This is a genomic window from Priestia sp. JNUCC 25, assembly GCF_053667915.1.
Window position 1 is genome coordinate 3,230,948 of sequence record NZ_CM132211.1, and the last position, 23,628, is coordinate 3,254,575.

Annotated in this window: 29 protein-coding genes and 1 other RNA gene; 7 read left to right on the plus strand and 23 right to left on the minus strand. The window is 39.4% G+C overall.

Annotation, left to right across the window (positions count from 1 at the left end):
• Nucleotides 1–44 precede the first annotated feature (44 nt).
• From JNUCC25_RS16740 to JNUCC25_RS16795, 12 genes are all read right to left on the minus strand, one after another.
• Complete coding sequence (locus JNUCC25_RS16740) at nt 45–269, minus strand: sulfurtransferase TusA family protein (RefSeq protein WP_029323056.1); 225 nt, start codon at nt 267–269, stop codon at nt 45–47.
• 35 nt (nt 270–304) lie between these two features.
• The gene (locus JNUCC25_RS16745) at nt 305–1,432 is read right to left on the minus strand and encodes an MBL fold metallo-hydrolase (protein WP_064471887.1); all 1,128 of its coding nucleotides are present in this window, start codon (nt 1,430–1,432) and stop codon (nt 305–307) included.
• Nucleotides 1,433–1,493: 61 nt separating this feature from the next.
• Nucleotides 1,494–2,045, minus strand: coding sequence for a sulfurtransferase TusA family protein (locus JNUCC25_RS16750; protein WP_029323059.1), 552 nt, complete (start codon nt 2,043–2,045; stop codon nt 1,494–1,496).
• A 55-nt stretch (nt 2,046–2,100) separates the two neighbouring features.
• Entirely contained in the window at nt 2,101–2,397 is a 297-nt protein-coding gene (locus tag JNUCC25_RS16755) for a rhodanese-like domain-containing protein (RefSeq protein WP_029323062.1), read from the minus strand.
• 22 nt (nt 2,398–2,419) lie between these two features.
• Complete coding sequence (locus JNUCC25_RS16760; protein WP_029323064.1) at nt 2,420–2,776, minus strand: rhodanese-like domain-containing protein; 357 nt, start codon at nt 2,774–2,776, stop codon at nt 2,420–2,422.
• Between the two features lie 27 nt (nt 2,777–2,803).
• Nucleotides 2,804–3,286, minus strand: coding sequence for a DsrE/DsrF/DrsH-like family protein (locus tag JNUCC25_RS16765; RefSeq protein WP_029323066.1), 483 nt, complete (start codon nt 3,284–3,286; stop codon nt 2,804–2,806).
• A gap of 47 nt (nt 3,287–3,333) precedes the next feature.
• A complete protein-coding gene (locus JNUCC25_RS16770; protein ID WP_029323069.1) occupies nt 3,334–3,561 on the minus strand; it encodes a sulfurtransferase TusA family protein in 228 nt (75 codons plus the stop codon).
• A gap of 91 nt (nt 3,562–3,652) precedes the next feature.
• The gene (locus JNUCC25_RS16775; protein WP_028409367.1) at nt 3,653–3,913 is read right to left on the minus strand and encodes a metal-sensitive transcriptional regulator; all 261 of its coding nucleotides are present in this window, start codon (nt 3,911–3,913) and stop codon (nt 3,653–3,655) included.
• Nucleotides 3,903–4,268: a sulfurtransferase gene (locus tag JNUCC25_RS16780; protein ID WP_454222165.1), complete on the minus strand. Its 366-nt coding sequence runs from the start codon at nt 4,266–4,268 to the stop codon at nt 3,903–3,905. The genes JNUCC25_RS16775 and JNUCC25_RS16780 overlap by 11 nt, the downstream gene beginning before the upstream one ends.
• 332 nt (nt 4,269–4,600) lie before the next feature.
• Complete coding sequence (locus tag JNUCC25_RS16785; protein ID WP_029323073.1) at nt 4,601–4,918, minus strand: hypothetical protein; 318 nt, start codon at nt 4,916–4,918, stop codon at nt 4,601–4,603.
• A 302-nt stretch (nt 4,919–5,220) separates the two neighbouring features.
• Nucleotides 5,221–6,000, minus strand: a complete 780-nt coding sequence (gene fabI / locus JNUCC25_RS16790; RefSeq protein ID WP_029323075.1) for an enoyl-ACP reductase FabI — start codon at nt 5,998–6,000, stop codon at nt 5,221–5,223.
• Nucleotides 6,001–6,130: 130 nt separating this feature from the next.
• Nucleotides 6,131–7,003, minus strand: a complete 873-nt coding sequence (locus JNUCC25_RS16795; RefSeq protein WP_013058046.1) for a LysR family transcriptional regulator — start codon at nt 7,001–7,003, stop codon at nt 6,131–6,133.
• Between the two features lie 114 nt (nt 7,004–7,117).
• Here JNUCC25_RS16795 and JNUCC25_RS16800 point away from each other — a divergent pair, with 114 nt between their 5' ends.
• On the plus strand, nt 7,118–8,011 hold the full coding sequence (locus JNUCC25_RS16800; RefSeq protein WP_098326091.1) for a DMT family transporter: 894 nt from the start codon (nt 7,118–7,120) through the stop codon (nt 8,009–8,011).
• Between the two features lie 682 nt (nt 8,012–8,693).
• On the opposite strand, the gene JNUCC25_RS16805 is transcribed toward JNUCC25_RS16800, so the two are convergent.
• Both JNUCC25_RS16805 and JNUCC25_RS16810 read right to left on the minus strand, forming a co-directional pair.
• Nucleotides 8,694–9,185: a GNAT family N-acetyltransferase gene (locus JNUCC25_RS16805; protein WP_029323083.1), complete on the minus strand. Its 492-nt coding sequence runs from the start codon at nt 9,183–9,185 to the stop codon at nt 8,694–8,696.
• Nucleotides 9,186–9,308: 123 nt separating this feature from the next.
• Nucleotides 9,309–10,019, minus strand: coding sequence for a GntR family transcriptional regulator (locus JNUCC25_RS16810; protein WP_013058049.1), 711 nt, complete (start codon nt 10,017–10,019; stop codon nt 9,309–9,311).
• A 168-nt stretch (nt 10,020–10,187) separates the two neighbouring features.
• On the opposite strand from JNUCC25_RS16810, the gene JNUCC25_RS16815 reads away from it, so the two are divergent.
• Nucleotides 10,188–12,071, plus strand: a complete 1,884-nt coding sequence (locus JNUCC25_RS16815) for a beta-glucoside-specific PTS transporter subunit IIABC (RefSeq protein ID WP_140456960.1) — start codon at nt 10,188–10,190, stop codon at nt 12,069–12,071.
• A gap of 13 nt (nt 12,072–12,084) precedes the next feature.
• Complete coding sequence (gene bglA, locus JNUCC25_RS16820; RefSeq protein WP_029323087.1) at nt 12,085–13,524, plus strand: 6-phospho-beta-glucosidase BglA; 1,440 nt, start codon at nt 12,085–12,087, stop codon at nt 13,522–13,524.
• 81 nt (nt 13,525–13,605) lie between these two features.
• Here bglA and JNUCC25_RS16825 read toward each other — a convergent pair whose 3' ends face one another.
• The 5 genes from JNUCC25_RS16825 to JNUCC25_RS16845 all read right to left on the minus strand — a co-directional run bounded on the left by JNUCC25_RS16825 (nt 13,606) and on the right by JNUCC25_RS16845 (nt 17,598).
• Complete coding sequence (locus JNUCC25_RS16825; protein ID WP_013058052.1) at nt 13,606–13,755, minus strand: hypothetical protein; 150 nt, start codon at nt 13,753–13,755, stop codon at nt 13,606–13,608.
• A gap of 187 nt (nt 13,756–13,942) precedes the next feature.
• Complete coding sequence (locus JNUCC25_RS16830; protein WP_454222169.1) at nt 13,943–15,340, minus strand: NCS1 family transporter; 1,398 nt, start codon at nt 15,338–15,340, stop codon at nt 13,943–13,945.
• Between the two features lie 247 nt (nt 15,341–15,587).
• Complete coding sequence (locus JNUCC25_RS16835) at nt 15,588–15,851, minus strand: excalibur calcium-binding domain-containing protein (RefSeq protein WP_029323092.1); 264 nt, start codon at nt 15,849–15,851, stop codon at nt 15,588–15,590.
• A 98-nt stretch (nt 15,852–15,949) separates the two neighbouring features.
• Nucleotides 15,950–16,882 carry a class A beta-lactamase gene (gene bla / locus JNUCC25_RS16840; RefSeq protein WP_082888769.1) on the minus strand — a complete coding sequence of 311 codons (933 nt, stop codon included), beginning with the start codon at nt 16,880–16,882 and terminating at the stop codon, nt 15,950–15,952.
• Nucleotides 16,883–17,052: 170 nt separating this feature from the next.
• Nucleotides 17,053–17,598, minus strand: a complete 546-nt coding sequence (locus JNUCC25_RS16845) for a cupin domain-containing protein (RefSeq protein ID WP_029323096.1) — start codon at nt 17,596–17,598, stop codon at nt 17,053–17,055.
• Between the two features lie 137 nt (nt 17,599–17,735).
• Here JNUCC25_RS16845 and JNUCC25_RS16850 point away from each other — a divergent pair, with 137 nt between their 5' ends.
• Together JNUCC25_RS16850 and JNUCC25_RS16855 are read left to right on the plus strand one after the other, a co-directional pair.
• Nucleotides 17,736–18,353, plus strand: a complete 618-nt coding sequence (locus JNUCC25_RS16850) for a LysE family translocator (RefSeq protein ID WP_029323098.1) — start codon at nt 17,736–17,738, stop codon at nt 18,351–18,353.
• A gap of 106 nt (nt 18,354–18,459) precedes the next feature.
• Entirely contained in the window at nt 18,460–18,627 is a 168-nt protein-coding gene (locus JNUCC25_RS16855; RefSeq protein ID WP_335389145.1) for a hypothetical protein, read from the plus strand.
• A gap of 42 nt (nt 18,628–18,669) precedes the next feature.
• Here JNUCC25_RS16855 and JNUCC25_RS16860 read toward each other — a convergent pair whose 3' ends face one another.
• Nucleotides 18,670–18,984 (minus strand): MGMT family protein, encoded by a 315-nt coding sequence (locus tag JNUCC25_RS16860; RefSeq protein WP_029323100.1) that lies wholly within the window; start codon nt 18,982–18,984, stop codon nt 18,670–18,672.
• A gap of 349 nt (nt 18,985–19,333) precedes the next feature.
• On the opposite strand from JNUCC25_RS16860, the gene JNUCC25_RS16865 reads away from it, so the two are divergent.
• Nucleotides 19,334–19,873 carry a MerR family transcriptional regulator gene (locus JNUCC25_RS16865; RefSeq protein ID WP_029323102.1) on the plus strand — a complete coding sequence of 180 codons (540 nt, stop codon included), beginning with the start codon at nt 19,334–19,336 and terminating at the stop codon, nt 19,871–19,873.
• A gap of 32 nt (nt 19,874–19,905) precedes the next feature.
• Here JNUCC25_RS16865 and JNUCC25_RS16870 read toward each other — a convergent pair whose 3' ends face one another.
• A complete protein-coding gene (locus JNUCC25_RS16870; protein ID WP_454222172.1) occupies nt 19,906–20,790 on the minus strand; it encodes a LysR family transcriptional regulator in 885 nt (294 codons plus the stop codon).
• 252 nt (nt 20,791–21,042) lie between these two features.
• On the opposite strand from JNUCC25_RS16870, the gene JNUCC25_RS16875 reads away from it, so the two are divergent.
• Nucleotides 21,043–22,260, plus strand: coding sequence for an MFS transporter (locus tag JNUCC25_RS16875; RefSeq protein WP_454222174.1), 1,218 nt, complete (start codon nt 21,043–21,045; stop codon nt 22,258–22,260).
• A gap of 125 nt (nt 22,261–22,385) precedes the next feature.
• Here JNUCC25_RS16875 and JNUCC25_RS16880 read toward each other — a convergent pair whose 3' ends face one another.
• Together JNUCC25_RS16880 and rnpB are read right to left on the minus strand one after the other, a co-directional pair.
• A complete protein-coding gene (locus JNUCC25_RS16880; protein WP_013058062.1) occupies nt 22,386–22,775 on the minus strand; it encodes a VOC family protein in 390 nt (129 codons plus the stop codon).
• Between the two features lie 224 nt (nt 22,776–22,999).
• Nucleotides 23,000–23,388, minus strand: an RNA gene (rnpB, locus tag JNUCC25_RS16885) — RNase P RNA component class B.
• Nucleotides 23,389–23,628: the final 240 nt, after the last annotated feature.

The following is a 23,628-nucleotide window of genomic DNA, read 5'->3' on the forward strand; positions in this document are numbered from 1 at the left end:
AAAGGGTACCTTTTACAAGAGATACCCTTTTCGTCCATTATTTCTTATCCTTTTTTAATCCAAAACTTAAAAACGTCGCCTTCTTCTGTCTGAAGAAGCTCATGACCGCCAGATTTTGCCCAGGCTGCAAGGTCATTTTTCGCCCCTTTATCCGTTGCGTGAATTTCTAGCACTTGACCTGCTTCTAGTTCATTCATTGCTTTTTTTGTTTTAACAATCGGCATTGGACATGCCAGCCCTTTTGCATCTAGTATTTTAGTTGATTCCATTTCTCTCTCTCCTTTGTTTGAGTTGAATTTTTTACTTAGCGAATCGCACAGCGGTTTGGTCCAATTTCCATTTCACGCTGTTTTTCTTCATCTGGACTTACTTTTCCCATATTAGTTTCACGGATTTCTTGATATGCATTTGGCTGCGGCGGTAAATTATCTGTTACTAAGTGTCTGAACTCTGCTTCGTCTTCAATATTTAATCCATGATTTTTAGCAAACAAAGTACCTAACTTTTCAGCCACGCTGCCGTTGTCATTTAGCTCATCAATAATCATAAAATGAGCTGGCAATACGATTAACTCATCTGATAATGCTTTATAGCGTGTATAAAGCGTCTCGCGCAGATCGCCTACCCAGTCTTCAGCCATACCAGCTAAATCAGGACGTCCAATTGAATCGATGAACAAAATATCACCTGAAAGCAAGTATTGATCGTCTACGATAAAAGAAGTTGATCCAATCGTATGACCCGGTGAATAAAGAGGCTGAATCGTAATCGTTGTGTTACCAATCACGACATCACTGCCTTCTTCTAACGCCTTGTAGTCAAAAATCACTTCTTCTGCATCTTTTGGAGGCAGCCAGTAAGCTGCATTTGTTGCTTCAGCAATAACTCTTCCTCCTGAAATGTGATCTGCATGAAGGTGAGTATCAAACACATGCTTAACTGTGACACCAAGTTCTTTGGCAAAGCTAATATACACATCCGCCATACGCGTCGCATCAATAATAGCAGCTTCACCGTTCGATACGATCATATAAGATAAGCATCCTTTACCGATACGAACAAACTGATAGATCTCTCCGCCGTCTTTTAAATCTCCGACTTTAACAGGCTCTAAATATTCACTCCACGCTTTCATACCGCCTTTTAGGTACGATACTGTAAGGCCAGCTTCTGAAAGCATGTCAGCTACCATCACCGATGAACCTTCTTTGGCGCAGACAACTAACACTGCTTTATCAGAAGGGATTTTTTCTAAGATTTCTTCTACTCCGTCTAAAAGATCGAAGTATGGAACATTTAAATGCTGAAATTGATGACCTTCAATTTTCCAATCGCCAAAATCACTTTCATTACGAACGTCCAAGATAAATAGCGGTTCTTTATTAATAATTTTAGATGTAACTTCTTTTGCAGTAAGAAAATGTACTGTCATATTAAAATACCTCCTTGGGTATATAAAACATCAAAATTTTTAATTCACTATGATTCATTGGTTATTCTACTTTACCTGTCCAGTCACGCATACCAGGAACCACGTTAGCTAAGTGTTTAAATCCTTGCTTTTTCAACGTTTGCCCTGCCATTTCACTTCGTCTTCCAGAGTGGCAAATAATATAAATTTCATTCTCTTTATTTAGCTCATTCGAACGTTTTTCTACTTCACCAAGCGGAATATGAACTACGCCTGGAATATGAGCTTCATCGTATTCTTCTACTTCACGAACGTCTAAAATATGAAGATGTTCTTCATTCTCTACTTTTTTCGCAAATTCTTCTAATGAAATTTCAGGAATGGGCGTTACGTTTTCTTCGGCACCGCCTTTACGAAGAAAGTGGTGAAGAACGTCACCTTCTGTCTCGGTACCTAAATACTCATGACCTGTGCTTTTTGCCCACGCTTGTAAGTCAGCCGTAGAGCCTTTATCCGTTGCTTGAATTTCTAGTACTTGATCTGCTTCTAATTCATTCATTTTCTTCTTTGTTCTTACGATTGGCATTGGACATGCTAGTCCTTTTGCATCTAATACGAAGTTTGCTTGCATCATTTCTTTTTCCTCCTTGATTTAAATACTAGCAGGGGTATATTTTTATCCAAAAAAATTAGACCGTTTCCCCTTTCCACTCCATCATTCCGCCGGTCATATTCGTTACACTATAGCCTTGCTGCTCAAGAAAACGAGCTGCCATTCCGCTTCTGCCTCCAGAACGACAGACGACAATGTAATTATTTGCTTTGTCTAACTCATGCATACGGAATTCCAATAAAGGAAGGGGGATATTTAACGCGTTTGGAATTTTACCTGCTTTTACTTCCTCTACTTCACGTACATCTAAAATGTGAATTTGTTCTTGTTTTTTTACTAATTGTTCTACTTCTTGTGCTGCTATTGTCTTCACGCTACGTCTCCTCCTTTTTGATTTATCTCCACGTATTCATGCCGCCTTTAACGTTGGTGATGGATGTAAAACCTTGCTTTTTCAACAGTTTACTTGCTTTCATACTTCTCATTCCGCTTTGACAAACAACGACTACTTCTCTGTCTTTTGAAAGCTGGCCTGTTTGGGCTGGCAGTTCTGATAAAGGAATGTTTCGAAATCCTTTAATATGTTTGGTACGAAATTCATGCGGTGTTCGCACATCGATAAACTGGTTATTTTTATTTTTTAACTTTGCTTTTAACTCCGTTGTGGCTATTTGCTGAATACCTTTTACTGGTGCAAAACGTTGATACAAAAACCACAACAGAAAGACGATAATAAGCGCATTGATAATCATATTGACCCTCGCTTCATGAGTTATCTTTTAGATGAATAAGTTTACGTTTCCGTCTTCTGCGTCGGCTAAATATGCTGCTACGCCCGCATATTCAATATTATCTAGCAGCTCTTTCTCCTGTAATCCTAGAAGATCCATCGTCATCGTACAAGCCACTAGCTTCACATCTTGTTCTTGCGCCATTTCAATAAGCTGCGGCAGCGTTAGAGCGTTATGCTTTTTCATTACGTTTTTAATCATTTTAGGTCCCATACCTGCAAAGTTCATTTTAGATAAGCCCATTTCATCCGCACCGCGCGGCATCATTTTGCCAAACATCTTTTCTAAAAATCCTTTTTTCACCGGCACCATTTCTTCTTTACGAAGCGCATTCAATCCCCAAAACGTATGGAATATCGTCACTTCATGGTCATAAGCAGCCGCTCCGTTGGCAATAATATAAGCTGCCATCGCTTTATCATAATCCCCGCTAAATAATACAATCGTTGTTCGTTTCTTTTGTTCAGTCATGTTGTTCCTCCTATTACCCCATGGGGTATATTTAATTCTAAAAAAAATTAGCCTTTTTGAATGTAAAAGATAAATATGCTGCCTTCTTCTTTAAAATCAATAAGCTCGTGTCCTGTTGATTTTGCCCACGCTGTTAAATCACTTTTAGCACCTTTATCTGTCGTTTGCACTTCTAATACTTGGCCTGTTGTTAAAGTATCCATTGCTTTTTTTGTTTTTACGATTGGCATTGGACAAGCTAATCCTTTTGCATCTAAAACTTGATCAATTTTCATAGTATTTATCTCTCCTTTTTATATACATATACCTGTAAGGGTATATTATACTAAATAATGATATTCGTCAACTTTAATAAGGTGATGACACTTAGCGGCTTTTCACTAACAGCTGTACAGCTTCTTTCACTAAACCTTCCGTTGGCTCTCCTTGCTCCAGGCTTTCTCTGACGCACTGTTCAAGATTACTGCTCACAATGACTCCCATCGTGCGATCAATGGCACTTCTTGCAGCAGATAATTGAGTCACGACGTCTCGGCAGTCTTTTCCTTGCTCCATCATGCTGAGTACGCCTTTTAGCTGCCCTTCAATGCGGCGCAGGCGATTTTTCACTTGTTGGTTATACTCCATAATCGAATACCCCTTTCTTTCCTTTACTTTTACACTTACACGCTGCTAACTCATAGCTGCGCAATTTAAAACCTCTTTTTTGTAAGAAACTTACGCTTAAATTTAATTCCACTCTATCTCCGGCAATTAGATGAACGCTGCCCTGTAGAATTTCTGAATAAAAGCGTTTGAGGTACGCATACGGAATAACTATACCAATAGAATCGCGAACTTCATGATAATGACGAATATCTACAACCGTTCGCCCAAGTTTTTTCGCTTCAGATTCACGTATGCACTGTATTCTTTTAACGGGATAATAACGTCTGTATGCAATAAATAAAATAGCAAGCAACAACACTGCTATATACAGCATAACCATCACCGCCTTACTATTGAATTAATGTTGTTTACACGCTCTATATTATACCCCTACAGGTATATTGTCAAGCGGGAAAATTATATTTAATTTTGCTCATTTACATAGTTGTTTTACCTCGAACTAGTCCCTTTTATACAGCTTAGGCATTATGAATGTTGGTCTTTCACTCGCTTTATATATGTACCCCCTACCCTATCGACCAAACATATTTTTCATCATCGTCGCTCATATACAGCGCTAAAAATCAAGCTCACTGCACCATTCACGTCTACACACAAAAGGTCCAGTTCTTAAGGAGAACCGGACCTTTCATGGTAAAAAGCTGATTAGCTTTGATGATAAATATTATGCCATTGATTCCATGAACTGTGTGGATGCTGCTGGTGCCACTGATTCCATGGCACATATGGATTTTGCTGATGCCACTGATTCCACGTACCGTGCGGATACTGATGATGCCACTGATTCCATGGTGTGTATGGATGTTGTTGATGCCATTGATTCCACGTACCGTGCGGATACTGATGATGCCACTGCTCCCAAGGTACATGAGGATGTTGCTGATGCCACTGATTCCACGTGCCTTGAGGATGCTGATGATGCCATTGTTCCCATGGAATATAATGTTGCTGTCCTTGATGCATATTTCGTCAACTCCTTTTCCTTTGCCACATCATATGTTCTTTTTAGGATTTAGAGCTTATCTATTTTAAAATATAGGCGTTTGATTAATTGTGAATTAAATTACGTATTTTTTTCTCTTTACTTATAGGCATGAGCTTTTGGTTTACAAGTGGAAGCACGTATTTATCTAGAAGTATAGAATGAATATTTCTTATGATTCACCTTATTGCTAATAATACTTCTTTAAGAGGTCTGTGTTTTTTTGGATGCATTTGTCTTCCCATGAAAAAAACACCTTCTCATTCGAGAAGGTGTTTAGGAATTAACCTACAATATTGTAACCAGCGTCCACGTGTACGATTTCTCCCGTTACGCCGCGTGAAAGGTGGCTCAGTAATACAACCGTCATGTCGCCAACTTCTGCTTGCGTTACGTTACGCTTAAGAGGTGCTTTTTCTTCAACATGGTGAAGAATTTGGTTAAAGTCAGAAATGCCTTTCGCTGCAAGTGTACGAATTGGGCCTGCTGAAATCGCATTTACGCGGATATTGTCTTTCCCTAAGTCTAATGCTAAGTATTTTACTGAAGACTCAAGCGCTGCTTTTGCTACGCCCATTACGTTATAGCCTTCAACTGCGCGCTCTGCACCAAGATAGCTCATCGCTACAAGAGAACCGCCTTCTGTCATAAGAGGTTTTGCTGCTTTCGCTACGGCGATAAATGAATAAGCGCTTGTATCTTGAGCAAATGCATATCCGCTTCTTGATGTATTGATGAACTCACCGTTTAAATCTTCTGAGTGAGCAAACGCAACAGAGTGAATCACTCCGTGAACTGTGCCTGCTTCTTCTCCGATTTTTTTGAAAGCTGCTTCAATGCTTTCGTCGCTGTTTACATCACATTCTGCAATTAATGTCGCTTGCATTTCATTTTTTTCTAACAGCTTGTTCAATTTTCCTAGTGAACGTTCTTTACGGTATGTAAAAATTAAGTTTGCTCCTACTTGATGAAGGGCTTTTGCAACACCCCAAGCAATACTTCTGTCGTTGGCAACTCCCATAATAACAAAGTTCTTGTTCTTTAATTGTAATAAATCTTCCATATTATCCTCCAAAAAAAATTAGTCATCAATGATGACTAATAGGTAATTGTATAGCTTTATTATAGCACAAAGATGCGCTTAGTTCCTAAGAGTCTTATGAATTAACCGATTTTGCTCTATAAATAATCTCCTACTTATCCGAATCCTGCAGCCATGCTTGCGTTGTTTCAGCAAATTTTTTGGCTGCAGGTGAAAGATGATAACGAGTAGCTAGACCAATTGAACGGTAGCTGTCTACTTGAAACGGAATCGCACGCAGCTCCTGCGGGATCGAATCCAAAAGCATTTCAGGTAAAATGCTAATTCCTAAGTGATGCGTAACCATCGATAAAATAGCACTTTCATCCATTAATTCAAAACGGATGTCAGGCTGAATGCCATGTTCTTCAAACAATTGCTTAATATCATGATAACCGCCGTACGTCGGCATAATAAACGGTTCTTTCTCTAAATCTTCAAAAGAAACGGTTTTCTGATGATATAGAGCACTTTGATCCGATACGACACACAGCAGCCGGTCTTTTTTTAAAGAAATAATATGAAATTGACTTGAATGCGTAATGTTAATAAAACCGCAGTCTATTTCTCCGCTTAGCAGCCACTGTTCAATTTCAAGGTAGTCGCCTTCTTTGAGCTGAATTTGAATCTCAGGGTAGTTTTTTTCCATCAGCCGAATAATTTCAGGAAGCCATTTGGTTGACACGCTTTTAAAAATACCGATTTTAATCGTTCCTTTTGCAAGACCTAACAGACTGGCTGCTTCTTGATGAACTTTTTCATTTTCTTGCAGCACTTTCCGAATGGCAAGAAGCATCGTTTCGCCTTCTGTTGTTAAGGTAATACCTGATCTGTTTCGATTCACAAGCAGAAATCCAAATTCCGATTCAAGATTTGTAATGGCATGACTGACCGCTGACTGCGTGAGCGCCAGCGCATCTGCCGCTTTTGTAAAGCTTTTCACTTCCGCTACTTTATTTAATATTTCATATTTTACTAAGCTCATTTTCTCCCGCCTCAACATGAATTTAATTCACGTTCATCATTATAAAGATTCATTTTATTAATATCAAATTCCTTTGTATACTGTGAGTATATTATAAACAATGGAGGGTTGAACGTGAGTTACCGCACGCGAGCAAATATGATGATGATTGGGGTAAACGTATTTTGGGGCATGTCGTACGTGTTTATGAAAATGGGGCTGAGTTCGCTCGGGTCATTTACTATTATTGCACTTAGATGTTTGATTGCTTTTTTTATTGCCGGACTCTTTTTCTATAAGCCTTTACGACAAATCACACGCAAAACAATTGGATCATCAGCTATTTTAGGCTTTTTACTGTTTTCCGTTTTTTCATTTGTCACGTTTGGCGTCAGCATGACGTCTGCTTCAAATGCCGGATTTCTTGTCAGTTTAACGGTCATTTTTGTTCCATTGCTTAACTGCTTTTTAGTGAAGAAGCTTCCTTCTTGGCCGATTGGGCTTGGCGTTATCACTACCCTAACTGGTATAGGTGTTTTAACTTTAAAGCACTCCTTTCATATGAATGCTGGTGATTTACTTTGCATTGGAACGGCGCTATGTTATGCCATTCATATCACGCTGACCGGCACGTTTACGAAAAACGAAAACCCAATTGCTCTCGGCATTTTACAGCTAGGGTTTGCTGGATTATTTGCACTGACTTGCAGCTTTTTATTTGAACACCCTAGCATCCCAACTACTTTATCATCATGGATTGCAATATTAGGTCTTGGCGTTCTTTGCAGCGCGATTGGATTCATTTGTCAAGCTATTGCGCAGCGCTATACAACTCCTACTCACACAGGACTTATTTTTGCAACAGAGCCTATTTTTGCTGCGCTGTTTGCCGTTCTCTTTTTGCATGAGCTGTTTACGCTTAAAGAACTGATTGGTTCTGTTATTGTGGTTGCGGGGATTTTAATTGCTCAGTTAGACAATTTCCTACTTGAAAAAAGAGTTCATTATCAAGAGACATTGCCAAAGTAAAAGCCGTTAGATTCGTTGACCTAGCGGCTTTTGTCATTAAGCTAAGGTATAAGCTTTCTTTTAGCAGTTCCAACGCCTATATCCACTTTTCTTTTAATAGATGCTAGTATTTTTCAAACTATATTGCTATTCTAGATAAAAAAGTACGTCTAGCAGAACGACTGTGAAGCTTATTAAACAAATACTTGCAACTATTGCTTCATCGATATGCGGCGGTGCAGTTTGCATCGAAATATTTGAATTAAATTCCCTTGGCTATACAGGTATACTAGACTATCTATCAATTTTGCTTATTGGTGTGTATCTTACGACTCCATTCATCATTATAGTAGGCATCCCCTGTTCAATAGCTATAACAAGCATCATGAAATACATAAATTCACTTAAGATATTAATTGAACTAATTCTATATCTTCTTTTCGGTATCGTTGGAGCACTCGCCGTATTAACTTTATTTTTGCTAAGCGACGGGATATCCGCTTTTAGTCTCTTCCCGCGAATCCTCATTGTAACGTTGAGCTGTTCATTACCGTTTGGGTTATCATCCATCCTTATAAACAGGCTATATAAAAAGACGATCTAATATGCATAGACCGTCTTTTTTATATGTTTTGCTACAAACACAGCTCTCATATCTACCGTTCATTACAATAACCGATATGATTTTGCACAAAGGCTTAGCTTATACCTTATATGTATAAAACTTTTTATCTACGTTCATCACCGGGAAATTCTTAGGCAGCTTTTCTTTCTCTATATGTTGAAACCCATTTTTCTCATAAAATCGATGAGCAGCTTTATATTGTAATGTGGTTCCTAGATATATTCTTTCCACTTCCTGCTCTTTTACCCACGCGATGGCTGTATGCAATAACCGGTGAGCTGTTTTGAAGTTTGCTCCTCTATAAGGCTTTGCTACAAACATTTTCCGCAGCGCTACTTGACGGCTGCCAATGTCTATTAAAGCTACGCTTCCTACTACTTTTTCGTCGCAAACAGAAACCCAGAAGTTTCCATTCTCCTGTTGATAAAAGCTTTCGATTTCAAACAAATCAGGCTGATCTTTTTCCGTTATTGGAATTTGGTATTCTTGCTGCTGAATATGAAGAATTAAATCCACTACTTGCTGTTGATACTTGCTCGTATATGGCTGAATAATGATACTTTCACTCAAAACCTCCACCGCCCCGAATAAGTTTACTCCACTTTATTTTTAATTAACTTTAATAATGCACAACTTATGTTAACTACAAAACCAATCATAGCACCTGCAAGAATTGAGAGACGGACACTTTTTTTATAAAACGTGACTCGTTGCTTGTAAAAAGAACTGAGACTGTTCGTAGTTATACGTTACTTTTGAAAAATCAAACGGCTGTCCGTTAGCTAAGTGAAAGAGTGTTTCAATAAATAATTTAGGATCTCCTTCTTTTAATCCTAGGTACTTCGCTTCCTCTCCGTTCAGCTTGCCGACGTGAAGATATAGATCAGAAAACCCGATTTTTAAGCCAAGTCCTTCTTTAATGTAATGAAAAATAGACTGAGAAACAATTTCGTTATTCAAGTACGTAACGATGGATTTATTATAAAACGATTCTTCTAGACAAAGCGTCTGGCCGTTAATATACCGTACTCTTTTTACATAATAGACGTCACTATTTTCTTCTATGTTTAAATTTAACGCGGCTTCTTGCGTCGGCTTTCGTACATCTAACTCAATCACTTCCGACGTTAACTGAAAATCTTCAAGTTCACTCGTAAATCCTTGATTGGAAAGCAAGCCAATATAGCCTGTTCGTTTATGGCGACGGACAAAAATGCCGCTTCCTCTCACTTGAAAAACAACGCCTTTTTTCTCTAGCAGATCTAAGGCTTTTGTTACGGTACTTTTGCTTGCTTTAAACTGCGCCATCAGCGTTTCTAATACCGGCAGCTTTTCTCCTTGTTGAAGCTTGTGTTCTTCAATATAGGTTTCAATTTCAATTGCAATTTGTTGGTATTTAATCATAGCTATACCTCTTTACTGAATTTGTCTCAAGAATAACACGATTATACCATAATCTAACTCCATACCATAAACTTAAATTATTCATTAATTATTATTTTATTTGGGTATTGATAAATTGTATCGGTACAATTATACTGAAAGCGTATACTCAACAAGGGGGTTGAACATATGGGAGGGAAAATTAGAGATTATCACAAGCTTGCAGCAGACATTTTAGATGCGGTAGGCGGCGAAGAGAATATCGTAAGCGCTACACGCTGCGCTACGAGACTGCGAATTGTGTTAAAGCGCTCAAAGCCAGAAGCCAAACGCAAGGTGTCTTCTATGCCTGGTGTTATTACAGTCGTTGAAAACAGCGGACAGTTTCAAGTTGTTATTGGGCAGCACGTAGGAGATGTTTATGAAGAATTTGCTAGTTTAGTAAACTTGGATACCACAGAGGAACAATCTGAAAACAAAGGAACAATCTTAAATCGTGTGATTGCTACGATGTCAGCGGTGTTTGCGCCGTTTGTATACATCCTAGCAGCAGCAGGAATTTTACAGGGCTCGTTAATTTTAATTAACTTAGTCTCTAACAGCTTTGCAAAAACGGGCACATATCAAGTATTAAGCTTCATTTCATGGGCACCATTTGTTTTTTTACCTATTTTTATTGCCATCACAGCATCCAAGCATTTTAAAACCAACACCTACATCGCAGTGGCGTGCTGTGCCGCATTAGTCAGTCCAACATGGGCAGAAATGGCGGCCAAAATTGCCGATGGAAGCAGCATTTCGTTTTTAGGTCTTCCCTTATCCGAAACGGTCTATACTTCTTCTGTTTTACCGCCTTTATTTTTAGTATGGATTTTGTCTTATCTTGAAAGGTTCCTAAACAAAAGCATTCATGAAGTGGTTAGACCGCTGTTTGTCCCATTTTTATGTATGGTAATTATGGTTCCTGTAACAATTTTGCTTATTGGTCCTGTTACCACGATGGGCGCTAATGGAATCGCTCATGGCTATAACTTTTTAGCTGAAAACGTACCTGCCTTAGCTGGAGCAATCATTGGCGGCTTCTGGCAAATTGTTGTTATCTTTGGCGTACATTGGGGAATTACGCCGATGGTGCTTGCAAACTTTGATTTAAACGGCAGAGATTCGTTTCAAGCGTATCAAACAATTGCCGTGGTAGCTCAAGTCGGAGCGGTACTTGGGGTTATTTTAAAAGCAAAAAGCCAAGAAGCACGCAAAGTCAGCGTATCAGCTGGGATAACAGGATTATTCGGTATTACCGAACCAGCCATCTACGGCGTAAACCTACGTTTTAAAAAGCCGTTTATCTTTGGATGCGTTTCAGGTGCTATTGGTGCTGTTGTAGCAAGCTTCTTTCACCCTTACTACTTTGCTTACGCAGGATTGCCTGGACCGCTGACCATTGTAAACGGTATCAGTCAGGACTACCCGATGTCGATCTGGGGCATTTTAATTGGATGTGCCATTGCAATCATTCTTCCCGTTCTGCTTATTCAAGTATTTGGTTACGGAGAAGATGCAGCAAAAGACGCAGCTGCTGCTCCTTTAAACGAAGTAGCTGTAAGTAATCCAAAAGAAAATGAAGAAACAATCAGCGCACCGTTTAGCGGGAAAGTCATCCCTCTTTCTAGCGTACCCGATGAAGTATTCAGCTCAGGTGCGATGGGAGAAGGATTAGCGATTGATCCTTCAGATAATAAGCTTTATGCACCTTTTGACGGAACGGTAGTCATGGTAGCACCAACGAAGCACGCCATTGGCCTTCGTTCAGAATACGGCGTTGAGCTGCTTGTTCATATTGGGTTAGATACCGTTACGTTAGACGGCAAGCCGTTTACGCTGCATGTAGAAGACGGTACAAAATTTAAAAAAGGCGATTTACTAATAGAATTTGATAAAGAATTTATTAAAAAACAAGGATTACAAACCATTACGCCGGTTATTATCACAAATTCAAGCGCTTACCGCGAAGTGATTGTTGAAGATGTTGAAAATAGCGGGCTAGATCAAACATTATTTACCGTAGTGAAATAAGGAGGAACTAACAATGACAAAGATGCCAAAAGATTTTTTATGGGGCGGCGCATTAGCAGCTCATCAATTTGAAGGTGGATGGAACCAAGGTGGAAAAGGACCGAGCGTAGTAGACGTTATGACTGCAGGTGCGCACGGTGTAGCGCGACAAATTACTGAAACAGTGGAAGAAGATAAATTCTATCCAAATCACGAAGCAATTGATTTTTACCACCGCTACAAAGAAGATATCGCACTGTTTGCAGAAATGGGCTTAAAATGTTTACGAACGTCTATTGGCTGGAGTCGTATTTTTCCTAAGGGCGATGAAGCTGAGCCAAACGAAGAAGGACTAAAATTCTACGACGATGTATTTGATGAACTGTTAAAACACGGCATTGAGCCGGTTATTACGCTGTCTCACTTTGAAATGCCCCTGCATTTGGCTCGAGAATACGGCGGATTTAGAAGCCGAAAAACAGTAGATTGCTTCGTGAAGTTCGCTGAAGTTTGTTTCGACCGCTACAAAGACAAAGTCACGTACTGGATGACGTTTAATGAAATCAACAACAAAATGGACGTACACAACCCTCTATTCTTATGGACGAACTCCGGCGTTTCTGTAAAACCGGGTGAAAACGCAAAAGAAGTGATGTATCAAGCAGGACATCATGAACTGCTGGCAAGTGCTCTTGCCGTGTCAAAAGGAAAAGAAATTAATCCAAATTTCCAAATCGGAGCGATGGTGTCACATGTACCAATCTATCCGTATTCTTCAAACCCTGAAGACGTGATGTTAGCAGAAGAAACAATGAGACAGCGCTACTTCTTCCCTGACGTTCAAGTTCGCGGCTACTACCCAAGCTATGCGTTAAAAGAGTTCGAACGAGAAGGCTATCGTATTCCGTTTGAAGAAGGCGACGAAGAAATTTTACGAAACGGAAAGGTGGATTATTTAGGCTTCAGCTATTACATGTCAACAACGGTTAAAAGCGACGTTGAAGCTGATAACACAGGCGATATCGTAAACGGAGGATTGCCAAACGGCGTAGCAAATCCTTATATCAAATCAAGCGATTGGGGCTGGTCGATTGATCCAACGGGCTTGCGCTATACGTTAAACCGCTTCTACGACCGCTATCAAATTCCGCTGTTCATCGTAGAAAACGGATTTGGCGCTATCGATACAGTTGAAGAAGACGGATCCATTCATGACGCATCACGAATTGAATATTTAAAATCCCACATCGAAGCGTTAGAAAAAGCTGTGACGTACGATGGTGTTGATTTAATGGGCTACACGCCGTGGGGAATTATTGATATTGTTTCCTTTACAACAGGCGAAATGAAAAAGCGATACGGCATGATTTATGTCGACCGTGACAACGAAGGAAACGGATCAATGAAGCGCTACAAAAAAGATTCCTTTAACTGGTATAAACATGTAATTGAAACAAATGGTGAAGAACTATAAGAAATTAGAAAAAGCCGGACTCCCGCGTAAAGACATAGGAATCCGGCTTTTTTAAAACGTGTAAAAATAAAGGCAAATGCCTTATCTCGGTTTATCTACTAGCTGTGTTTGAGCAATTTCTGTTTGCTTAATTCCCGCTCGTTGAATTTCATCAGCAAACGATTCATGTTTCAGCGTTTTGATTACCTTTTCGCTTCCATCTCGAAGAGTATACACTCTAAATTCATACATACTCTGCCCTCTCCTTTAAACTATGATTGATGCGATACATTAGATGCGCTCCTGTAAAAGCAACTCATAATAGAGGTAACTTTTTTCTCTTCTTTACTTTACCCACTTTTTAGGAAACTAGACAAAGAGATTTAATCTGACGCGATAAAAGCCTTTGCAGAAAGCAAAGGCTTTTATCGATGGAATGTTAGTATTCAAAGATGGTTCCTTTTTTAAATTTTGAATGTTTAAAAGCAAATTTCGTTAAAAGAATATACGTAACTCCTGCAACTACCACTCCTATAATCCAGCCTAAATCGACTTCGATAAACGCAGCACCTGCGCCGATGAGCATCGCAAGCATGGCGCACGGATTGTAGCCGGAAAACGGCCCTTTTTCTTGATACAATTCTTCTACGTTTACTCTTTGTTTTCGTAAAATATAGTAATCAACTAGTAAAATAGAAACAATTGGACCTAAAAAAGCAGAGTAAATCAAAATGAACAGCCCAAGACCTGCAGCTGACGAATCTTGAACAAGCACCCAAGGGAACGAGCAAAAGGCAAGCAGTCCAGTAATGGTCACCGCCACTTTATAATTTGCTTTTGTCAGCAGCGTAATCACATACGTAGGTGGAATAATATTCGCCACCATGTTTACGGCAATAACCCCAATCACAATAAAAGCTGATACAGCGACGGTAATATATGAATTATCCACTACAACCGCGAACGCTTTAACTGGATTGGAAATACCCGTAGCAGAAGCAAGCATTGCCCCGATTGTAAGAACGAATCCGTAGGCTACTAGAATCGGTGTAAAGTATAAGAACCCACGCTTTGTGTCGCTAATTCCTGTCTTCAGTTCTCTAGAGTAATCGGCTGCGCTTAGAAAAATCGCTGCATAATTTCCCATAAACATCATAATGAAAGAAAAGAACGGAAGTCCCCATGAACCTTTTGTATGTACCCACTTCTCCCCTACTACCTCACTATGAGAAGTTAAAAGAACGCCAAATACGTAAACAAGACCAAGCAATATGATGATTGAAGCAAGCATCTCTACCCATTTAACCGCGTGGAAGCTGTACAGAGAAAGCACAATTTGCAGCAGCTGAATGATAATAAAGCAAAGAACAAGATTGTCAAAAGACCCTTTACTCACAATTTTCCCGATTTCGTTTAAAGCGGTACCGCCTGTCCAGCTTTGGAAACCGTACCAAATGATAGCTGGAATACCTCGTAAAAGAGACGATATGACGGATCCTTTTATTCCGAAAGACATTCGAAGCTGCATCACATACGGTATGCCCGTCTTATAGCCAATTCGATCGTTTAATACAAAAAAAGTAGAAATAATACCAATGGCAATACTCGCTGCCACAAACGTTTGAAAAAGATTTAATACCGCAGTACCTGCTACTACTAAGCTTGCGCCAAGCGTCATATTTCCTAAATTAACGCCGTCTCCAATCCACATAAACATATAGGACATCGGAGTTAGCTTTCGATCACTTTCCACTTTTGGCTTTAGTGACGGATCAAGACTTCTATCTTGATGAGAATGCATCTCTTCTATAACGGAACTTGTTGCATTTGTAGACACTATATACTCAACTCCTTTTTTATGATGTTTCCCCTCTAGCTTCTAACATTAGATGTAAGTTAAGTTAACTTAACATGTACATAGTGTATACGAATCCCAACAGAAGTTCATTATTATTTATGTGAATTTTCTGATATTATTTTGTGCGATTTGACTAATTTTTGACCTCAGCTCGCAACATACAGAAGTTGATGATATTAAAAAATCCAAGCGCTTACAATAGGCGCTTGGATGAGTCAGCTAGTATTTATTTTTCACAGGCGATGTAGTCTTTATCTCGATCTAGCTTTTTATTGACATCATACAGTGATTTTGACACATACGGTTTGTACTTTGTTTTGCCGCCTTTATTTGTTACATTGGCCGCACGAGCTACGCCGCCTTTATAGTCTTTGTTTAATTCCGTGCAGTTTTTGTAAGATTTAGCTGCCGCATCTACGTTTGAAACTGTGCTAAAAGATACGCTCGTTAATAAACCGAAAGATAGAACAATTGGAAAAATCTTTTTCATAAGAGATACTTCCTTCCTGTATTTTTTCTAATTAATAATAGAATGTTCTATCAATCTTTTCAATCTTTCTTTTACATTTAAACTACTATTATCCAATTTTATTTCCGAGTAACTTTAAGGGTCTTCACCGCTTGTTTAGCCGCTTCTGCAATCAGTTTATCATTATACTCCGCATCTTTTTCCGTACGATTGGAAAGGATCGCAAGAACAATTGGATCTCCTTTTGGCGGCCAAAGGATGGCAATATCATTTCGCGTCGCGTACGAGCCTGCGCCTGTCTTATCGGCTACTTCCCAGCTTTTCGGCACGCCCGCTCGTATTAACGCATTCCCTGTTGTGTTTCGCTTCATCCAATCTGTTAAAAGTGCACGTTTGTCTTCAGGAAGTGCCTGTCCAAGTACATATTTTTGAAGACTTGTAGCGAGCGCTCTCGGTGTACTTGTATCGTGGGTTTCTCCTGGATTCACTTCATTTAAATCCGGCTCAAACCGCTCAGGCAGCGTTACATCGTCTCCTATTTTTTCTAAAGCTTCTTTAAATCCATCCGGTCCGCCCAGCTGCTGCAGAATTAAGTTCCCTGCCGTATTGTCGCTGTAGCGAAGCGATGCATCCGCAAGTTCTCGAAGAGTCATGCCTGTATCCACGTGCTTTTCTGTAATGGGATTATAGTTTACAAGGTCATCGCGCGTATAAAAGATTCGTTCATTGAGATCTTCGATTGACTTCTGCTGTAAAAGTGCACCGACAGCAAGAGCTTTATGAGTAGACGCATAAGCAAAACGCTCATCCGGATGATACGTTACCGTTTTATTGGTACCCGTATCTAATGCAAAAACGCCAAGATTCGCATCATATTTTTCTTCAAGCTTAGCAAACTCTCGATCACTCTTAGTTTCTTGTCTTTGACATTTTACCGTTTCAGCATGTACCTCGCTGCTTGAAAAGCTTACAGCCGCCGCGCACGACAGAGCGAGTACAGGCATCATTTTTTTAAGCTTTGAAGTACGAAACATCTCTTTCCATGTCTTCATTACCCTTCAACACCTTTCAAAAAAGTATTTAGTATGTATTCTCTTAGGTAGAGATTCCCAACAATGCTATTTTATCAATTGTTTATCCCCACGAACATGATAGCTTTATCACATTTATATAATAAAAGTGGCTAACACTGAAGATGAGCAGTATGAAAACCGTAAGTATTTTAAAAAACAGGCGGTGTAACTGAGAATAAAATCACCGCTTTCTCCTCAAACGGATTGTCCCATTTGTGCTTCAGATGCGAAGGGATTTTGACGCTGTCTCCTTTTTCTAGCACGTATACTTCCTCTTCCAAATACACCTTAATTTTTCCTTCTAAGACATATGCCACTTCCTCCCCTTTATGTGCTAAAGGAGATTCTGATGAAGACTTCATCGGCGGTACTTCCATGATCGCCGTAGCTAGATTTCCCGTAAAGTCTGGTGATACTAGCGAATACGTTAACTCTTTTACTTTCATCGTTTTACGCTCGTTCGACCGTACGACTAAATGAGAGGTATTTATTTCTTCAAGTAAAAAGCTGAAAGTAGGAACATCGAGGCATTTAGCTAAAATTTTAAGCGTTGAAATGGACGGATTAGCTAATCCCCGTTCAATTTGACTTAACATAGACGGCGTAATCTCCGCTAATTTGGCTAATTCTCGACTGCTTAGCCCCTTTGCTTTTCGAAATTTCTCTACTTTTTTTCCAATATCTATGTTTTCCATGATGATTCCTCCGTAAAATATGTTTAATTACATTTAATTTTATTAAATTAAACTTAATAAATGGCGCTACTTATGTTAAATTATATTTAATAAATAAAAGACAGTTTAATACTATCACAGTAAGGAGGAAGAAAAAAATGAACGACATCTTCACTTTTTTGGTTCTCACATTATTTGTTATTATGAGCCCTGGTATCGATACGGCTCTTATCACCAAACGAACGATGGCAGATGGGCAAACGGGCGGCTATAAAATGGCATTAGGCTTAGCGAGCGGCTCTTTAGTTCATACACTCGCCGCCGCGTTTGGTTTATCTGCTCTTCTTCTTCAGTCAGCTTTGGCTTTTGAAGTGGTAAAATACGCAGGAGCCCTGTACTTAATGTACTTAGGAATCTCTGCTTTTCTTTCTAAAAAAAGCGATACAGTTTCTCCTATAAAAGAGGAGAAGTCAAAAGAAACGTCTGCTTTTCGTCAAGGTCTTGTCTCAAACGTCCTTAATCCAAAAGTGGCGGTGTTTTTCTTAACTTTTTTACCTCAATTTGTTCAAAGTGATCAAAACGTAACGCTTCAATTACTGCTTATGGGAATAACGTATACGATCCTTGCTATCACGTGGTTTTTCGTATTCGTCTTTTTTATTAACTACTTACGAAAATGGCTCACAACACCTAGCGTTCAGCGCTTTATGGATAAAGCAACAGGAGTCGTTTTAATCGGGTTTGGATTAAAGCTGGCTTTTGAAAAACATAAATAAGAAAATATGTTAGTTGAAGGAAGTTCCGAACGAGTTTGATTTTTGATGGAGAATCAAACTCGTTCGGATTTTTCATTGGCAGGGTAAATGTAAGTGCTTCTAGCTATTGATTGGAGGGCAAGACGAAGACTTCTGCGGGAAAAGCGGAAATGGTGAGACCCCGCAGGAGCACAAGCGACGAGGAGGCTCACCGACCGCCCGCGGAAAGCGAAGTCTTGCACGGAATTTAATAGCGGTGTCACAAGCGGTTCAGCTCCTTTATCTCATTTGTTAGCCTTTAGATGGAATTGGTTTCGTTCTGTCTCAATCTGTTTTGTCATTTATGCTCGTCAGGTTCATAGAGATAGACTTTAAGATCAAGCTTTCCATCCGAAGAAACGAGTATTCCTTCCGCTTCAAGTGAAAGTTTTTGAACAACGTACATTTCTTCGTCTTTAAACCCAATTTCTCCTTTAGAATTAATGACTCTGTGCCAGGGGAGATTATGTTTCTTACTCATCGAATGCAGTACTCGTACAACTTGCCTTGCACCTCGCGGACTACCGGCCAGGCCGGCAATTTGTCCGTATGTCATTACTTTCCCGGATGGTATTTGTTTAATAAGTGCTACTGCTCGTTCTGTAAAACTCATGCTGCCCCTCCTTTTATTCTTTAGTACAACATTACCATAATCATTAAACAGTGAAGTAATCACTCGATTTTTCTTCAGCAACATTATAAGATAATAATAAGAAGTACGCTCATCATTGTTCAACATACTCCAAACAAATGCTTACTGATTATTTCCTATTCTTCAACTAACAAATCTTTGTGCGAGTGGCAGCTTATACCTCATTTATGACACTGTGATTATAAAAACGTTACAGAAACCAACACAGCAAGGTACGTAGAAGCGTTACATGATAAGATAAACAGTAGATACTAGTACAATTTCAAATTGATGCTGACGAATAAGTAATCATTTAAAAAGTGGTGAGAAAATGACAAAATGGCTTAGTGTAAAAGAGTTATCTGAAGAAACGAGTATTCCTACTTCAACGATTAGAAGATATATAGATAAATTCCAATATTTCTTTATACAAAAAGAGGATCATCGACCAAAACAATATGAAGCTGCGGCTGCGACCGTTTTACTGAAAATTAAGCAGCTTTATGATGAGGGCTGTCAAGCAGAAGAAATCAATGAAGCGCTGCAAAAAGAATTCTCTTTAACTACAAGCGAGGATCAAGCTGCCGTGTCTCTAGAAGAAGCCGAAGACAAAGAGAACACAGAGAACACAGCAGAAGCAGCTGACCAGCAGCCGACACCTCCCGAACAGCCGGTACAGCCTTCACCCCAACAAGAGCCTGATACAAAACAAATTCTTCAGGAAAAAGATAAGCAGCTTATTCAATCTTTGCGTAAAAGCTTGCGTGAACAGCAGGCCATTTCAGAATTAGTAGAAGCTTCAAAAGAAAGCAGCGTAGTAGGTAAAAAGAGATCAATTTTAAAAAGGTTATTTAAAAGAAAAAAGGACTGAGTTTGTAAACAAGTCTAGGCTACGAAACACCTTTATTTCTGCTCATGGAATTTATGTAAAACAAAGTTTCTAAACTGTTTAACAGCCGGTGATAGATATCTTCCTTCAATCCAAGCTAGTCCAATTACTCGGTGGCAATTGGCTTTAGCTAATGGGATTTTCACTATTTTACTTTGATCTATTCCGTGTAAATCTGGAAGGATAGAAATTCCTAAGCCGGCTCCTACAAGTCCCGCTACGGTATCAGCTTCCTCTCCTTCAAACATGATGTGAGGCTTTACCCCTGTCTCTTCAAATAACTGCTCAAACGTAAGACGAAGAGAAAAGCCTTCTTTTAAGTGAATAAATGATTCTTCAGCAATTTCTTCTAGTGGGATACTCTCACAGCGAGCGTACCGATGATTTTTTGGCACAATCACAAACAGCTCTTCACTCCAAAGGTGCTGCCACTTGATGATCGATTTCTCTTCCATAGGCGCAATCAAACAAAGATCTAGTTCGCCCACCTGCAGCTGCTCAAGAAGAACGTGAGAAGGGCTTTGCCTCAGCTGAAAATTCACCTTAGGATACAAACTGCGAAACGAAGCGATTAAATCTGGAATCAAATCTGTGCTGAGCGTATGTAAAAATCCAAGTGACACCTGCCCTTTTTCAGGATCTAGCAGCGCTTGAATTTCCTCCTGTCCTTTATCAAATTCTTTCATTATGTTATCTACACGCTTTAAAAAAACTTTACCATATTGATTTAATATAATGGAACGTCCTTGCCGGTCAAATAGCGGCGCTCCTACTTCTTCTTCAAAACGAGCAATTGAACGACTGAGCGCAGGCTGCGTAATTAACAGCTCTTCTGCGGCGCGCGTCATATGCTGCGTACGTGCAAGCGTTTGAAAGTATTTAAACTGCTGCCACTCCACTTTGTACCATCTCCTTATTAACCGTTCTATTCATTACATAGATGTATGAAAAATATGATTATAATGAATTATACATTATAAATAGCTGGTGTTACGATAAAAAATGGAAACATACTCGAGGATGTTTTTAGTTTCTTTTAACGACTGCTGTATACAGCTCCTACAAAATTTTATAATCATCATTTTCTAGCAGAAAGAAGGATTTGTTATGAAACGTATCGTACATCTGAGAAAGCGTAAGCTGGTTGCTCTATGAGTTACATAAAGAAAGGAACGCCCGTTTTTCGCAAAACGAGCTTTGCATTTTTTGCAGCAGGGTTTAATACGTTTGCGATTTTATACTGCGCTCAGCCTTTAATGCTGGCGTTCACAAAAGAATTTCATATTTCTCCGACGACTTCTAGCCTATCGCTTTCCGTTACAACCATAGCTTTGGCTATTAGTATGCTTATTTTCGGTTCGTTATCGGAAGTATGGGGAAGAAAGCCTGTTATGGTCTATTCCATGCTTGCTGCTTCTGTGTTATGCCTATTGACTGCATGTAGTCCTACTTTTCACGTTCTATTGTTTTTTCGAACAATGCTAGGAATTACGCTAGCCGGGCTGCCTTCAGTGGCAATGGCTTATTTAGGAGAAGAAATCGAAGCAAAAAGTCTAGGTTCAGCAATGGGCCTCTACATAAGCGGCAATGCAATTGGCGCCGTTGGCGGAAGAGTGATCTCCGGCACGCTTAGTGAGTATTTCGGCTGGCACGGTGCAATAGCAGGAATTGGTATTATAAGTATAGCAGCGACCGTTATCTTTTGGATTAGCCTGCCTCCTTCACAGCACTTTCAATCTCGTAAATTAGAGGTTGGAAAGCTAGGGAAATCGCTGCTTGATCATCTTAAAGATCCAGGATTAGTTTGTTTATACGGCTTAGGCTTTTTGCTGTTAGGCAGCAACGTCGCCTTATTTAACTATATCGGTTATGTACTAACCGCTACCCCTTATTCCTTAAGCCAAACGATTGTCAGCTGGATCTTTTTAATTCTTATTATCGGAATGTTTAGTTCGATGTGGACCGGCAGGCTGGTAGACCGCTACGGAAAACAAAAAATACTTATGACCAACCTTTCGATTACGCTAGCTGGTGTCGTTTTAACGTTAGATCCTGCTTTACTTGCTAAAGTAGCTGGCTTGGGCTTGTTTACGTTTGGGTTTTTCGGGAGCCATTCGATTGCCAGCAGCTGGGTAGGTCAGCGCGCTTTAACAAATAAAGCTCAGGCTTCTTCACTTTATTTGTTTCTATATTACACGGGTTCAAGCGTAGGCGGAACGCTAGGAGGAGTCTTTTGGTCAATGTTTGGCTGGAAAGGCTTGATTTGTATGATTATTGTTTTTTTACTAATTGCTTTTATCCTTTCTGGTTTTCTTTTAAAAAGCTCAATAAAGACAAGACGCGCTGCCAATATTAAAGAAAATTATTAAAAAGATACTTGATCTATCATAGTAACTACACATCAAAAAGACCTTTCTATCACCATAAAAGAAAGGTCTTTTTTGAGAATCTAAAACACATTTTTTCTTGTATGTACCCCTTAAAGTAACCTTTTTTAGAGTTTAACTCGTTCTACTAACTGCAGCAATTCATCATTAGGTCCGTGAAATAAAATCATACGTCCCCCTTCGAGCGTTGGCTGAGGCTCCGATGATAAAAATTCAATTCCTTTGCTCTTATAATGTTGAATCGCCTTATTTATATCCTCTACCGTAAATGCAAGGTGGTTAACAATCCCACTTTTGTTATACTTGCCAATCGGATCAATATCTCGAATGAGCTCAATTTCAATTCCTGGCTGTTCTTCAAGATACAAAAAAGCCATCTCTCTTTTTTCGGTAGAGCCTTTAAGGCGAACTTTAAAGCCAAACATATCCGAGTAGTAGTGAATCGTTTCATCCATATCTCCAACAATAATGGCTGTATGTTCCATTTTCTTAATCATGAATATTCTCCCTTTCCCCATGTTTAGTGAGTACAAGTAAACTATACAGCAATTTAGTTAATATGTATTTACATATACCTTAATTCCTCTTGCTACGATAAGGAAAATTCAAGCACTCCATCAACGCATTTGCGCTATAATTTAAAAAAAGAACAAATAAAAAAACAAACCTCACTGGTTTGTTTGAGTTACGTATTTTATAGTCAGTCTCTGTTTCAACAACGTTCGATAAGCCATGTTTTGTACCTTTGTACTGCAAACGATTTTAATCTCGTACTCAGGCGGTAATCATCTATCTACGATTACGCATGTAACCGTCCGTCTCTCCGTTAGATTCCTTTGAGACAGTTCCCCTACCATTGTTTGGGTTTCTCGCTCGTGGGGTTTACCGCGTTCCACCTTTGCTGTTTCCAGCAAAGCTTCGTCACTGTGGCACTTTCAGGGATACTCAACCATATCCAAAGACTTAGGTGGTTTTTCCCGCCGTCAGCTAAGCTATAAGCCAAGCTGCCCTAGCTTATTTTTTCACTAGGCACGAACACTACGGGCATCTCAGCACCGTGCGAGCATGGACTTTCCTCTACATCAAATGATGCAGCGATTACCTGAACGTTATTTCAGATCGTGTATGAGTAGTATATGCGTTTTAGCTTGCCGAATCAAATGTAACTTTTGGTATGGATTCCATGTCAATTTTTGCAGCAAATTAAATAAAATAACCTCTTTCTGTACAATCTTTTTAGTAGATGACTCACCAGCAAGCCAAGAAATATTCTCTTCATCCATTTCTACGGGGGATACTTTGTTTCTTTGTAGAATATTTTATACACTACATAAAAAGGTAACAGAGGTG

Coding starts and splice junctions, on each gene's coding strand:
- JNUCC25_RS16740 (WP_029323056.1), bottom strand. CDS start 269: ATGGAATCAACTAAAATACTAGATGCAAAAGGGCTGGCATGTCCAATG.
- JNUCC25_RS16745 (WP_064471887.1), bottom strand. CDS start 1,432: ATGACAGTACATTTTCTTACTGCAAAAGAAGTTACATCTAAAATTATT.
- JNUCC25_RS16750 (WP_029323059.1), bottom strand. CDS start 2,045: ATGATGCAAGCAAACTTCGTATTAGATGCAAAAGGACTAGCATGTCCA.
- JNUCC25_RS16760 (WP_029323064.1), bottom strand. CDS start 2,776: ATGATTATCAATGCGCTTATTATCGTCTTTCTGTTGTGGTTTTTGTAT.
- JNUCC25_RS16765 (WP_029323066.1), bottom strand. CDS start 3,286: ATGACTGAACAAAAGAAACGAACAACGATTGTATTATTTAGCGGGGAT.
- JNUCC25_RS16770 (WP_029323069.1), bottom strand. CDS start 3,561: ATGAAAATTGATCAAGTTTTAGATGCAAAAGGATTAGCTTGTCCAATG.
- JNUCC25_RS16775 (WP_028409367.1), bottom strand. CDS start 3,913: ATGGAGTATAACCAACAAGTGAAAAATCGCCTGCGCCGCATTGAAGGG.
- JNUCC25_RS16780 (WP_454222165.1), bottom strand. CDS start 4,268: ATGCTGTATATAGCAGTGTTGTTGCTTGCTATTTTATTTATTGCATAC.
- JNUCC25_RS16785 (WP_029323073.1), bottom strand. CDS start 4,918: ATGCATCAAGGACAGCAACATTATATTCCATGGGAACAATGGCATCAT.
- fabI (WP_029323075.1), bottom strand. CDS start 6,000: ATGGAAGATTTATTACAATTAAAGAACAAGAACTTTGTTATTATGGGA.
- JNUCC25_RS16795 (WP_013058046.1), bottom strand. CDS start 7,003: ATGAGCTTAGTAAAATATGAAATATTAAATAAAGTAGCGGAAGTGAAA.
- JNUCC25_RS16810 (WP_013058049.1), bottom strand. CDS start 10,019: ATGATTAAATACCAACAAATTGCAATTGAAATTGAAACCTATATTGAA.
- JNUCC25_RS16815 (WP_140456960.1), top strand. CDS start 10,188: ATGGGAGGGAAAATTAGAGATTATCACAAGCTTGCAGCAGACATTTTA.
- bglA (WP_029323087.1), top strand. CDS start 12,085: ATGACAAAGATGCCAAAAGATTTTTTATGGGGCGGCGCATTAGCAGCT.
- JNUCC25_RS16825 (WP_013058052.1), bottom strand. CDS start 13,755: ATGTATGAATTTAGAGTGTATACTCTTCGAGATGGAAGCGAAAAGGTA.
- JNUCC25_RS16835 (WP_029323092.1), bottom strand. CDS start 15,851: ATGAAAAAGATTTTTCCAATTGTTCTATCTTTCGGTTTATTAACGAGC.
- bla (WP_082888769.1), bottom strand. CDS start 16,882: ATGAAGACATGGAAAGAGATGTTTCGTACTTCAAAGCTTAAAAAAATG.
- JNUCC25_RS16845 (WP_029323096.1), bottom strand. CDS start 17,598: ATGGAAAACATAGATATTGGAAAAAAAGTAGAGAAATTTCGAAAAGCA.
- JNUCC25_RS16850 (WP_029323098.1), top strand. CDS start 17,736: ATGAACGACATCTTCACTTTTTTGGTTCTCACATTATTTGTTATTATG.
- JNUCC25_RS16860 (WP_029323100.1), bottom strand. CDS start 18,984: ATGAGTTTTACAGAACGAGCAGTAGCACTTATTAAACAAATACCATCC.
- JNUCC25_RS16865 (WP_029323102.1), top strand. CDS start 19,334: ATGACAAAATGGCTTAGTGTAAAAGAGTTATCTGAAGAAACGAGTATT.
- JNUCC25_RS16875 (WP_454222174.1), top strand. CDS start 21,043: ATGAGTTACATAAAGAAAGGAACGCCCGTTTTTCGCAAAACGAGCTTT.
- JNUCC25_RS16880 (WP_013058062.1), bottom strand. CDS start 22,775: ATGATTAAGAAAATGGAACATACAGCCATTATTGTTGGAGATATGGAT.